The sequence below is a fragment of the Eubacterium sp. AF36-5BH genome (assembly GCF_003460505.1).
Lineage (GTDB): Bacteria > Bacillota > Clostridia > Lachnospirales > Lachnospiraceae > Eubacterium_G.
The window spans coordinates 53,224-66,063 of sequence record NZ_QTVG01000008.1 but is presented as its reverse complement, the minus strand read 5'-3'; the positions used below and the strand labels follow the sequence as shown (position 1 = coordinate 66,063).

Annotated in this window: 12 protein-coding genes; all 12 read left to right on the top strand. The window is 29.3% G+C overall.

Going from position 1 to position 12,840, the window contains the following annotated elements; genetic code table 11:
- Positions 1 to 280: 280 nt before the first annotated feature.
- The 12 genes from truD (at position 281) to DW006_RS09610 (ending at position 12,832) form a co-directional block, all read left to right on the top strand.
- Complete coding sequence (truD, locus tag DW006_RS09665; protein WP_158561114.1) at positions 281 to 1,321, top strand: tRNA pseudouridine(13) synthase TruD; 1,041 nt, start codon at positions 281 to 283, stop codon at positions 1,319 to 1,321.
- A complete protein-coding gene (locus DW006_RS09660; protein WP_118000148.1) occupies positions 1,309 to 1,950 on the top strand; it encodes a GDSL-type esterase/lipase family protein in 642 nt (213 codons plus the stop codon). The genes truD and DW006_RS09660 overlap by 13 nt, the downstream gene beginning before the upstream one ends.
- Before the next feature lie 317 nt (positions 1,951 to 2,267).
- Complete coding sequence (locus tag DW006_RS09655; protein ID WP_147337647.1) at positions 2,268 to 3,239, top strand: hypothetical protein; 972 nt, start codon at positions 2,268 to 2,270, stop codon at positions 3,237 to 3,239.
- Positions 3,240 to 3,247: 8 nt separating this feature from the next.
- Positions 3,248 to 4,126: a radical SAM/SPASM domain-containing protein gene (locus DW006_RS09650; protein ID WP_118000143.1), complete on the top strand. Its 879-nt coding sequence runs from the start codon at positions 3,248 to 3,250 to the stop codon at positions 4,124 to 4,126.
- Positions 4,110 to 5,039 carry a hypothetical protein gene (locus DW006_RS09645; protein ID WP_118000141.1) on the top strand — a complete coding sequence of 310 codons (930 nt, stop codon included), beginning with the start codon at positions 4,110 to 4,112 and terminating at the stop codon, positions 5,037 to 5,039. Before DW006_RS09650 ends, DW006_RS09645 begins: the two co-directional genes overlap by 17 nt.
- Positions 5,040 to 5,053: 14 nt before the next feature.
- The gene (locus DW006_RS09640; protein ID WP_158561113.1) at positions 5,054 to 5,302 is read left to right on the top strand and encodes a phosphopantetheine-binding protein; all 249 of its coding nucleotides are present in this window, start codon (positions 5,054 to 5,056) and stop codon (positions 5,300 to 5,302) included.
- 33 nt (positions 5,303 to 5,335) lie between these two features.
- A complete protein-coding gene (locus tag DW006_RS09635; RefSeq protein WP_118000137.1) occupies positions 5,336 to 6,466 on the top strand; it encodes an aminoacyl--tRNA ligase-related protein in 1,131 nt (376 codons plus the stop codon).
- A 39-nt stretch (positions 6,467 to 6,505) separates the two neighbouring features.
- On the top strand, positions 6,506 to 7,561 hold the full coding sequence (locus DW006_RS09630) for a BtrH N-terminal domain-containing protein (RefSeq protein ID WP_118000135.1): 1,056 nt from the start codon (positions 6,506 to 6,508) through the stop codon (positions 7,559 to 7,561).
- A gap of 290 nt (positions 7,562 to 7,851) precedes the next feature.
- Positions 7,852 to 8,097: an acyl carrier protein gene (locus tag DW006_RS09625; RefSeq protein WP_118000133.1), complete on the top strand. Its 246-nt coding sequence runs from the start codon at positions 7,852 to 7,854 to the stop codon at positions 8,095 to 8,097.
- A gap of 48 nt (positions 8,098 to 8,145) precedes the next feature.
- Entirely contained in the window at positions 8,146 to 9,984 is a 1,839-nt protein-coding gene (locus tag DW006_RS09620; RefSeq protein ID WP_118000131.1) for an ABC transporter ATP-binding protein, read from the top strand.
- On the top strand, positions 9,974 to 11,764 hold the full coding sequence (locus DW006_RS09615; RefSeq protein WP_158561112.1) for an ABC transporter ATP-binding protein: 1,791 nt from the start codon (positions 9,974 to 9,976) through the stop codon (positions 11,762 to 11,764). The genes DW006_RS09620 and DW006_RS09615 overlap by 11 nt, the downstream gene beginning before the upstream one ends.
- 15 nt (positions 11,765 to 11,779) lie before the next feature.
- Positions 11,780 to 12,832, top strand: a complete 1,053-nt coding sequence (locus DW006_RS09610; RefSeq protein WP_118000126.1) for a hypothetical protein — start codon at positions 11,780 to 11,782, stop codon at positions 12,830 to 12,832.
- Positions 12,833 to 12,840 lie beyond the last annotated feature (8 nt).

Here is a 12,840-nt window from a genome sequence, read left to right as displayed (position 1 = left end):
TATTAATTGAAGTAGCTGGAAGAAGCTGTAGAGGAGCAATAGGGTATAAATAAAAGATTTAATAGTGAGATAAAATGGCAATATGGCATAAGTAATCACATATGACAACATAACAAATACAAGGTTACGAAGCCGATACTATTAATTCGTAAGACAAGGCAAGAAAAAACTGCATATTGTAACTTTTTCTGCCAATGAAAACAAAAAAATGTGGTTAGAGTTAAGAAAGAGTATCTTTTAGTGTACTCTTGACAAAAGTCATTTTATGACAGGAGATAATATGAAAATAAAGATGAAATCAATACCGGAAGATTTTATTGTTAATGAGAGTCAAGCTTTGCTAATATCATCTTCCAAGAAAAATATGAAGTATGTTATTATGTCAGTTGGGAAAAAGGGATATACAACATTTGAGGCAATTTCAGAACTGGCAAATTTTTGGGTAATTGATTCGAACAAGTTGGGGTATGCAGGTCTTAAGGATGAAGATGGTGTGACATATCAAATGATATCTATGCCTATTGAATGTGATATACAGAATAAGATCGAAGAATTTAATTCAAAATACAGTGGTAGGGAACGTTTTATTACCATAGTAAGAATGGGCTATTTTGACGGGCCTATTCGAATAGGACAGTTGCAGGGAAATTCATTTAAGATTAGGTTGCGAAATGTATCAGAGAAGACTGCCACAAAAATGAAAGCAAAGCTAAGAAGAAGAGTATTCTTCCCCAATTATTATGATACACAACGTTTTGGTATTCCTAATATGCCTAAGCGTACACATTTAATTGGAGAAGCTCTTTACAATAATAAATATGATCTTGCAATGCAGTATATGAAAGAGGGGACACCTAATGATTGTAAAAACGCACATGAGTTTGAGGATAGTCAGAGCTTTTTCGTAGGGATGGATAAAAATAAGTTGTCATTCTACTATAATGCATTTATATCAAAAATGTATAACAATTATTTAGGAGATTATATCAAGAAAAACATGCAGTGTTATGAAAAGATTTATGATGGGATTTCCTATGTTATGCCACAGAGTGGCGAATGTTTGGCTAACGTTGACAGGGATTATGAGAAAGTGTGTGTGCCAAGGTATGATGTGGATTCTAATATGGAATTGTCTTTGCGATATTTTTATAGGTATGCATTCATTGATACAATAATTCACGTAGGTAACGTAGAAGAAGATAGCCTGAACGAGGGAAAGTATGCGGTTAATATAGATTTTTTCCTTCCTTCTGGTTGTTATGCTACGATGGCAGTAAAGCAATTCCTTTGCGAAGTGGAGTATGAGAGATGTATGAAGTAACAGAAAAGAAGTGTATTAATATTGTCTTTTTAGGCGATAGCTTTACTAATCGCACAGGTGTTAAAAATTCTGTTATTCCTCAAAAGATGTTTTCTACATCTTATACAGGTAATTATACAGAGTTTGTTTCAAAAAGACTTTTTGTTCATTACAAAGATATAGATTTCAGCTTTTATAACAAAGGAATCAGTGGTGATAGTGTGTCTGATGTATTGAAGAGATTTAATAAAGAATTTGAGGAAATATTTCCAGATTTGGTTATTTTGTTAATTGGACACAATGATGCAAAAAAAAAAGGGACAGATGTGTTCACAGAAGATTATTCAACACTTATAGATAAAATAAGCAAGTGCTGTAATAAGTTAATCGGAATTTCAATTATACCGATCAAAGACCATTCGGAGTTGAATGGCAAAGTAGCTGAGTTTAATGAGATTGTTAAGCATGTATTGATGGAACACGGGTATGAATATCTTAATATATATGATTTATTTTTAGACTTAATGCAAAAGAGTGAAAAAAATTTTCACCTGTTTGAAGAAACACACCATTTATCAGAACTTGGAAATATTTTAATAGCTGACAATGTATATGAATCAATAATAAGAATTCTTGAGTTAAAGATTTAGGAAGATTAAGTTTGAAACAAATAAGTAGAAGACAACTATAAAATAGATGTCATAGCAAATAAATCATCTAAAAAGTTGGTTTTGAAAAAAATGAATATTGGCACAACACTTAATCAGGCTACAGTTATGCACCATTCAGTGATGCTTTAACGGATGAACGACAACATATAAGTATGCGAGGTCACAGCTATACAGCTACGCCATTCAACTAAACATGTTATTTACTGTGTTAGTCTTAAAAATAGCATCGGAAGGAAACGATAATAGAAAATAAAAAAGCGAAGGTTGTCCATATGTTTCATAACATGTGAATGCCTTTGGCAGAAAGGCAAAAAATTAGGATGAAATATATTAAATATAGAAATATGATAATAAAATATAATGGAAAAAATGATACTATAAAAAAAATGGAAGGAAAATCAGTTTTAGGTAAGGGAAAAATAGAAGTGCTGGATAATTGGTGCGGAATGATTGATTTCAGTATTGAATTTGTTGAAGCAGAAATAAATGAAGTTAGATATGGAGAAGATAAAATAGTTTTGCTTGGAAAGGAGGAAGAACTGTTGTCTTCGACAATTCTTCAGTCGATTATATTCCTTCTGTACCAAAAAAGAAACTTGAGAGAAAATATTGTAAGCTTACATGCTTCAGCTGTTGTCAAGGGAGATGAAGTGATAATTTTTTCTGGAGGAAAAGGTTCTGGAAAGACAAGTATGGCATATCTGCTTGCAATGAAACATGATGATATAAAACTTGTAGCAAACGATTATATAGAATTAAAAATAAATGATGATAATACTGCTACAGTTGTTTATTCGGATTATGGTAGTCAGATAACATTCAGATCGCATGTTTTGTATAATCTGGATAGAAATTTATACAGAAAACTGACTAACACTAATGAATGTATTTTTAATAAATATGTTAAGGGGACAGCGGACTTTGTAGACTTGAGTAAAAATACATTGAGATGTAATAAAGTTAAAATTTATTTTGTTGGAATGGGAAAGACAAAAGAACTTGAGGTATCAAACAAAGTAGATTCTGCTTTACAGATTGAGGTCTACAAGGAACTTGTACAGTATATTCGTGGTAAATCAGTTGTTGCAATACATGAAGACAGAAAGACAATTTCTAATCTATTTATAGATTCATCATTTTTCTTTAAAAAGAAAGATTCAGAGTATTTATTCAAATTGCTCGAACAGATTTGCACTGGTAAAAATTTCAATATTGAATGGATTCGTGGGCAGGGTAATGATATAGAGAAATATGTATTGGGGAGTTGATATATAAAATGAAAGATTTTCCAAGTGTAATAGAATTTCAATTACATAATTATTGTAATGCGAATTGTGTTATTTGTCCTTATAGAGAGATATCAAATACTAAGACATATATGAGTGATAGCTTGTTCGATAAGTTGATTTCAGAAGTTGGGCAAAAGGATATGCTGTTAATTCCATATTTAAATAATGAACCATTTCTTGATCCGGGATTCTTAGAAAAGATTAAGAAAATCAATCGAAAATGTCCTAATTGCAAAATAGAGATATCCACTAATATTTCATGTATTACAGAAGAAAGTATTAATAAATTAAAAGAATTAGAAATATATGATTTTAGAATTAGTTTTTTTGGTTATTACAAACAATCATATGAGCAGATGATGCCTGGATTAAAGTATGATGAATCATGGCAAAAACTTAATATGCTTATGAATTCAGGATTAAAAGAGATTATTCCTAATATGAGTATAACGATGATAGAACATGATTTGGTTGATAAAGAAGAATATGAGTTGATGGAAAAATATTGTAAAGATAATGGAATTACATTTAACCGTTGGGGATATTTGGACAGAGCTGGTAATAATTCCTTTTATAAGAATAATGTTTGCAGTGATTCTGGAATATGTGGATGTGAACAAAACAGACCTTTAGAAAGAATGCATATATTGAGTGACGGCAGAGTTGTAATTTGCTGTCAGGACTGGAGGTCAGAAGTGGTTTTAGGTAGTATTACCACAAACACTATTTCAGAAATTTGGAATAGTGAAGAATATGCAAAAGTTAGAAAACAAATCTATGATAGAAATAAAAAAAGTATAGAATTGTGTGAAAAATGTAAGCTAGCAGTACGGAACGGAGGTAAAACAAGTGAACAATATTATTAGTTGGAAAACAACAAGAGTAAAAATGATATGTGAGTGTGAGTTTGAAATAGAAAGGGTAGTGCCCGCTTATTATAATTTAGAAAAGAATTCAGACAAAGATTATAGCAAGGAGTTTGTAATTAAAATTGCAGACACAGCTGAGGTCGATTGGGATAAGGCAAATAACAGATTAACTCTTTCAGTAAAAAAAATAGATGATGATGTTTATAATGCAGTTATTGTTATTTTGAATGTTTTGATTAAACGTGATCTTCAAGAAAAAGGGATGTATATTCTACATGCTTCAAGTGTTGTAGTAGATAATAGAGTTTTGTTATTGTTTGGAAGCAGTGGAAGCGGAAAGACAGCAACATCAATGCACCTTTGTCTAGCAAAGAAAGCAGCATTTTTATCAAACGGTTCTACAGTAGTAGCTTATGATGGAAAGAAGTGCAAGGTAGTAGGTACATATAAGACAGGAATAAAGATAAGAAAAAGCACATTAAAGCAGTATGACATAAAATTATGTGATGAAATATTCGGGACTGATGAAAAAGACAATGGTTATGATCAAAAGAAAGTGCTTAGTCCTGAACAAATGCATATGAAGGACGGGTTAGTGCTACTTAATGATAATAATGAAATTGAATTATATATTATTCAGTTAGATAAAGTTAATAATGAAATACATCAGAATACGGAATATGATTACAAAGTTTCAATGCAGATATATGAAGATTTAGCAAGAGAATTGGATTGTTCAGAGGTATTTGTTAATATTGATGGTCAACTACTATATGTTCCGTCATTCGATGATGAAGGACTGTACAAAAATAGAGTAGATTTTATTAATTATTTTATGGAGAAACATTATAAAGGAATATTAATGGGTGGAATAGATGAAGTGTCTGTCAGACTACTAAAAGAGGAATAAGGAGGGAGAATGCTGTGGATATAAAAGAAGGTGTAATTGAATGTATAGAAACTATCATTTCGGAAATAGTATCAGGAATAGTAGTTGATGAGAATACTCTTATTTCAAGGGAAATTGGTATTGATTCATTGGGTATTGTATCGCTTGTATTGGAATTAGAGGATAAATTTGAGATTGATTTGGATGATTATCTTGCTGATATTAGAAGTTGTAAAGATGTAAAGACCTTGATTGAAGTAGTAACAAAAGCAAAAAATAGTTAATTATTTTTATATGCATGGATGGTGATATAGCAGATGAAAAAGATAGAGATAGAACTTGATGATAAAGTTATTTTGAGTGAATTTAAAAAAATAGTTGGTTTTGTTTCTGAAAATATAGAAGGAGTCCGATTTGAGAATTGTAAGTTGATTTTGAATGTTTCAGATGACACAAACGAAAGTGAGTTAACTAATGACATAATAAGCTTAGCTAATAAGTATATTCCAAACAGTTCTTTAGAACAGAAAGAATTTGAAAATAGGATTGATGTTATTAAGTATGAAAATGACTTTTCTTCAGTGCATTATTTTGATGATGGAATGATTTCATTCAGTGATCAGTCTCTATTTTTATTCAATTATTTTAATTCCGTATTTGAGAAGATAGCTGAAGATGCATTTAGTAATGAGAAAACTGATTTTGTTAAGAAGATTTATCCTGTAATGCTTCCAGTTTCAAGCTACAAGAAAACAGGATATTTGAAAAGATCTCCACAGTACTCTATTTTCTGCTGCTCAGCAGTAGAAAATTTGAAGAGCCTAGGAAAAATTGATAGTATTAACTTTTATGATTATAAGAGTGTGATTAACAATCCACAGTATGCTTTATCTCCATCTGCATGTTTTCATGTGTATGAAGAATATAAGAATAGGATACTTGAGAAGGATACTGTCGTAACATTTGTGCAAAATGTTTTTAGAAATGAGGGAAGATTTAATTTCTCTCAGTTTGGAAGAATGAGAGACTATCATGTCAGAGAGATAGTATTTATTGGGGACAATGACTTCATAAATAATTCTATGGAGAAAATGATAGGTAAAATAAAAGAATTTATTAAATATGTAAATGTAGATTCCAAAATAATAGTTGCAACGGATTCATTCATATTGCCTAAAATGCAAAAATTTAAAAAAATTCAACAACTCGATAAGAGCAAGTATGAATTGCAAGTTTCGTATGATGTTGATAAGTATATGTCTGTGGCATCATTTAATCTGCATGGAACAGCGTTTACATATCCTTTTAATATTAAAATAAAAGACAAAGATACGGTTACAGGATGTATAGGATTTGGTTTAGAACGTTTTGTGCTTTCGTTTTTATCCCAGTATGGGGAAGATTCAAATAACTGGCCAGAATTAATAAGAAAAGAATATAAAAACTAAAATGGCAGTTGTTAGTAAGGAGATAATGCAAAGATAATTATGGTTAATAAGTTTGTTCAAAAAAAAATAGTACCTAATGATGATAATTATAGTCCAAGGGAATTAACCTGTTTTCATAAACCATGGGCAATTTTGTATGGTTCTATAAAAAAAGAATATTTTAATTTATATTTATTAACATCGATTTTTTATGAGAATTTTGATTATAATTATTATTTTAAATGGTATGATTTTAACGGAAACTTTAATAATAATTACTATAAGTTTGTCAAAGAAATTCTAGAACCTAGATTTGGTGTGAAAGTAAATAAAAATGTGTACAAGAGCCAGAATGAGTTTATAAAAAATATTTGTAGTAATCTAGAAAATGATCACCGAATACTTGTACCAGTTGATCTTATAGAATTACCATATTATGAAGAATATAAAGTTCGCAACCATGTTCATTTTCTTATTATTAAAGGATTTGATATTGATAAAGAGGTATTTTATGTTCTAGACAATATGCAGATTGATGGTGGTATTGATGGGGTGTATAAGAATTTTGCATTAACTTTTGATTGTGTTTATAAAATTGCAGAAGCAATTTTTAACTCTATTCTTAAGAAAGAAGAGTTTCCATATTATTGGGATATGGAATATATTACTGAAAACAAATATACATATAATTATGAAGAAGCATTGAAAATTCATAGAGAAGAATTGTTAATGGCAAAAGAAAATAAAGGAATTTTGTCATATCCAGAAACCGATATTATTCACAGGAAAAATGAAAATATTGCGAATTACTCAAGAATTTATGCAAAAGTACTTAACTTTAAAGAAGTATATTATGATATGCTGTTTATATTATTAAAAGAAGCAAATATAGACAAGGATGAAATCGCAAGTCTTTTGGCATCCAGAAAAGATGATTATGCCAAGTGGGAAAAATTGAAAATGTCTGTTTTATATAAGTTTGCAAGGAAAAGTGATGGTTTAACAAAGCTTGAAGAAGACTTTTGTAAATGCAGAAAACGAGATGAAGAATTGTTTGAAAAGGTAGTTAAACTTATTGAAAATATTAAGTATATAGACGTTAGCCCAGATGAGTAAAGGATAAAAAAATAAATTATTTTTTGAAATCTACACATTGTTAAATGGGAAAAATATTTTTAAATATAATGAGTTATAATCAAATCTCAAAAATTACGATTATAAAGAGTTTATTGAAATGGTTAAGAAGAAAAAATGTTTGTCAGGATGTTTTTTTGTTCTTTAATTGAAACAGTTAGAAAGATACAACGACAAAACTAGAATACATCTAGTAAAGAAAAATAATGAATTAATAGATGAAGAAAAAACATAATTGAAAATAGTGTTTTTAGTAAAAAAAGGAGACAACTATGAATAATATTGAGCAAGAGATTGTTAAATTAATGATTGAAGTAGGGGAACTGACGGATAATATTGGATTAGACACTACTTTTAAAGAAATCGAAATAGAGTCATTAAATTTTATCACAATTATTGTAGAAATCGAAGATAATTTTGGAATAGAATTTGATGATGAAAATATGCTTACTTCAAATTACAAAACTGTAGGGGATTTTGTAAATTACGTAGAAAACATAATAAAAATTAAGAATTGATAGAAAACTATTTATAAAAAAATCTGAAGATAGCTAGTGAGGAGAACAATGGAAAAAGAAAAAACGTATGGTTTTTTGAATAATTTTATGTATGCACTTCAAATCGCAAAGAAGAGCAATAAAAAACTGTTGGCTGTTATATTAATTAAACCAATGGCAAACATAGTTACAAAGTTAATGTGGGCATATTCCCCCAAATTGGTGTTATCTTTTATTGAACAAAATCTCGAGTTGAATAAAATTATTTTCAATATAATTATTGTTTGTACAGTAATATTGATTTTTAACATTATTAGTACGATAAGTAATAATGCATTTGATTATGAGTATCGTATAACAGAAGGGTATCTTGAAAAACTTCGAATGAGTAAAATATTTCATACTGATTTCAAAAATATGGAGTCACCAGAGTTTTTAGATTTTGCACAAAAAGCCAAAACTGCATTGTATAGGGGAAGAGGCTTTTTTGGTGTATTATTTGAAAGTAGAAACTTTATTGCACAAGGTGCTTTAATGATAATATCTGCAACATTGATTGGAATTCAAAATGTCTTTGTGATGATATTCTTTATAATAATCTCTTTTGGCATTGCAAAAATATTAGCATTTTTTACCAGACTTGATAAAGAAAAGTTTACTGATAAAATGGCTCCGGTATGGCGTAAGATGACATATTTAGAAGGAGTTACCAAAAACTTTGATTTTGCTAAGGATATTAGAATATTTAGTATGTCAGATATTTTTGGTAGAGAATTAAATAGTACTAACGATATATTTAACAAATTAAATAAAAAACATCATAATAGATGGATTATATGCAGCGTAGATATGGAATTGGTATTATTAATGCAGAAAACTCTTATGTACATATGGCTTGTATACAATGTTATACAAGGAAATTATCAGATATCAGATTTCATTCTATATGTTGGTTTGGTAATCACTTTTCATGATTCAGTGGGATATGTAAACTGGATTTTCTCGAACATCAGAGGTAATTGTCTTTTGATTAATGATTACAGAAATTTTTTAAACTGGGAAGAAAGTAAAAAGAACGTTGTTGATAAAGAGAAAAATCATAGTTTTCATGACGGCAAATATTCCTTTGAGTTCCAGAATGTGAGTTTTAAATATCCGGGGCATGATATTTATGCATTGAAAAATATTAATTTAAAAATTAGTGACGGAGAAAAACTTGCCATAGTTGGTGTGAATGGTGCGGGAAAAACAACTTTAATTAAACTGATTATGAAACTGTATGAACCTACTCAGGGAAGAATTCTCTTAAATGGTGTAGATATAAAAGAATATAATCGAGAAGAATATTTCAAATTATTCTCTCCGGTATTTCAAAATGTAGAGTGCTTTGCAATGCCAATTTATGAAAACATATCTTTTGAAGAAGAAAAGAATACAGATATGGACAAAGTAAGAAAGGTGCTTGAACAGAGTGGATTAAAATCCAAAATAGATTGTTACGATAAAGATTTGTATTCTAATTTGCTAAAAATTTTTGATAAAGAAGGAATTGATTTGTCAGGAGGAGAAAAACAAAGACTAGCAATGGCTAGAGCAATGTACAAAGGTGGAGAAGTTATTATTTTAGATGAACCTACGGCAGCTTTAGATGCACTTGCAGAAGATAAAATGTATCGCGAATTCGATAATATGATTCAAGGAAAAACAGCTATTTTTATTTCTCATAGGTTGGGAAGTACAAGATTCTGCGACAAGATAGCGATGTTTGACGGTGGAGAGATTGTGGAAGAAGGTACACATGATGAATTAATTGCAAATAATGGAAAATACGCTTATATGTATGAAGTGCAGTCACAATATTATAAAGACAAAAATGAAATGGATGGAGGACAATACGATGAAAAATAGTAAAGAAAATATTCGTTGTTTTAAGTTCTTTGGTAAATTTGCATGGCAAAATGACAAAAAATATTATCTGTTTTTACTAATGAATATAATTGTCAATTCAGTTTCGCCATTTATTTCAATTATAGGAACACAGTATTTGATTGATGAAATTGTTGATGGTTCAAAGAGAAATATAAGTTGGATAGTATTTTGGGTAGCGTTTATTTGTATTGGCAATTTTATTATTGCGACCATGATAAAATATGTTGGAGAAAATATTGCCAGAATAGGGGAAAAATTTGATAGGATTTTCAAAACAGATTTGTGCATGAATTGTGTCAATATGAAGTTTAAATATACTGAAGATACCGAGGTTTTGGATGTTATAAAAAACGCAGAAAGGGCATTAAATGAAACCGGACAGGTAAATGGGTTAATTAATTCTTTAGCTGGGATAGCTTCGAATTTTATTGTTGCGCTGGGTGTTGTTACATTAGTTTGTACTAGAATTCCATTATTGATGATTCCTGTTATTATTTCATTTATTGTGAATTCATATACAACCGCTAAGGTTAATAAGGTAAGAAAAAATCTCTTTTCTGAAATGGGAAATCTTGAAAGAGGAAGTACATATTTTAATACTGAATTACTTGAAAGCAGATATGCTAAGGATATACGTTTATATGATGCATCTGAATTATTTGAAAAGAAATATGATGGATATGTAGATAAGTTATATAACACTAACAAAAAATACAATATAAAGTTTGTTAATTTTTGGAATATTAATAATGTATTTCGTGCCATATGTAATACTTCAATTTATATATTGTTAGCAGTTAATATATTTAATAAAGTGATTTCAATTGGTGAGTTTTCAAGTTTATTCCAGGCCACTTCAAAATTTGGAGATGCCATTAGTGGAATAGTAGATTCCTATTTGGGGATGAATTATACATCATCAATATTAAAGTATTACATTGATTTTGTTGAGAGTGTAAAATCAAAAAATGAAGAATTGATTCATGTGGATTGTAATACAGATGCTCCTAGCAGATGTGATATTGAGTTTGATAATGTTAGTTTTAAATATCCAAACACTGAAAGATATATTTTAAAAAACATATCCTTAAAAATAAATTCTGGAGAGCATCTTGCAATTGTTGGGCAAAACGGAGAAGGCAAGACAACGTTTATTAAGCTTTTGTGTCGATTATATGATAACTATGAAGGTAAAATAATTATTAATGGGAAAGAAGCCAGAGAATACAATGCAGCAGAATATATGAATATGCTATCAGTAGTATTTCAGGATTATAGATTATTTGCATTTAATATAAAAGACAATGTTACAGTATTTAAAGAGAGGAACGAAGATTTAAGTGAAATATACAAATTAGCCGGAGTTGATGAGTGGATTAATAAGCTTGAAAACAAGGACAATACGTATATATATAAAATGTTTGTTGAAGATGGTGTTGAGCCTTCAGGCGGACAGGCTCAAAAACTTGCAATTGCGAGGGCACTGTATAAAAATGCTCCAATAGTAATATTGGATGAGCCAACGGCTGCACTTGATCCCATATCAGAATATGAAGTTTATAATAATTTTGACAAATTAGTAAATAAAAAAACTGCGATATATATTTCTCATAGATTGTCTTCATGTAAATTCTGCGACAGGATAATAGTGTTTAGTGGAGGAGCAATTATTGAGGAAGGGAGTCATGAAGAGTTAATTAATAACACTTCAGGACTTTATTATAAAATGTACAATACGCAAGCAAAATATTACAAATAAAAAGGGGAATAGCATATGTGTGATAATAATTCAATAAGTTTACCGTTTACAATACCAAAATATAAGACGTATCCTTTGAATACTGCCATAAATGGTATTCTTAAAGCTGTTAATGACGATAAGATTTGGTTATATAATAATTACATTTCATTATGGATATATGCAAACAAATATGTAAAAGGTTACATGGGAGATTTTAAGTATGATATGAACTCAGAGTACTATGAACAGTGTCCTATGTTGAAAAACGAAATAATTGAATTATATAAAACAGATAACATTATTGAGATTATAAAAGATAGCATTAGAGCAAAAAAATATATTTTTACCGAGGTTGACACCTACTACATAGATTCCTGGTGGCTTGAAAGTGAAACGAAAATTCATAGTTCACATGAGATATTTGTAATGGGGTATAACGAAGAAAAGAAAGTTGTTCTTGCAGCAGATTTTTTTAAGCATATTTATTCTGTTAAGGAAATTCCATATTTAGATTTTAGGATGGCATTTGATGCAAATATGGGATATATAAGGGAACGAGATAGTGTAGATATGGTGAATGTTCTATTATTGCAGTATTCTAGAAATGAAAAATATACCTTTGATTTTGACAGAACACGTAATATGATTTCTGACTTTTTGAATTCGAAAGAGAATACAATTAATGATGAATCTGATTTATTTACAGTTTGTGAAGAAGTAGTATATGGAATTGAGTGTTTAGAGCGTATTGTGGAATATTTGAAGTATTGTATAAGTGAAGGTTCTAGGCTCGATTATAAAACGATACATTTGATATATATATTTAACGATGTAATGTGTGCCAGAATTGAATATATGATTGATAATCAGTATATATCTAGTAACGAAGAAATAAAAAGGATTTATAATGAATTCAGTGATTTGGCACACAAAACTGTTATATTAAGAACTCTTTTTATGAAATATAATGTAAAAAAAGAAAAAAAGCATGGCAAATTGATTGTTGAGAAAGTTAAGGGTTTGTTTCAGCAATTAGAAATCAGTTTAAGAGCGTTAAATGACTTTTTTGATAATTATAATGTATGAATATATCA

Bases quoted from the DNA above. Each gene is read 5' to 3' on its own strand.
- DW006_RS09630 (WP_118000135.1), top strand. From the start codon at position 6,506: ATGGTTAATAAGTTTGTTCAAAAAAAAATAGTACCTAATGATGATAAT.
- DW006_RS09610 (WP_118000126.1), top strand. From the start codon at position 11,780: ATGTGTGATAATAATTCAATAAGTTTACCGTTTACAATACCAAAATAT.
- truD (WP_158561114.1), top strand. From the start codon at position 281: ATGAAAATAAAGATGAAATCAATACCGGAAGATTTTATTGTTAATGAG.
- DW006_RS09650 (WP_118000143.1), top strand. From the start codon at position 3,248: ATGAAAGATTTTCCAAGTGTAATAGAATTTCAATTACATAATTATTGT.
- DW006_RS09660 (WP_118000148.1), top strand. From the start codon at position 1,309: ATGTATGAAGTAACAGAAAAGAAGTGTATTAATATTGTCTTTTTAGGC.
- DW006_RS09620 (WP_118000131.1), top strand. From the start codon at position 8,146: ATGGAAAAAGAAAAAACGTATGGTTTTTTGAATAATTTTATGTATGCA.
- DW006_RS09635 (WP_118000137.1), top strand. From the start codon at position 5,336: ATGAAAAAGATAGAGATAGAACTTGATGATAAAGTTATTTTGAGTGAA.
- DW006_RS09625 (WP_118000133.1), top strand. From the start codon at position 7,852: ATGAATAATATTGAGCAAGAGATTGTTAAATTAATGATTGAAGTAGGG.
- DW006_RS09615 (WP_158561112.1), top strand. From the start codon at position 9,974: ATGAAAAATAGTAAAGAAAATATTCGTTGTTTTAAGTTCTTTGGTAAA.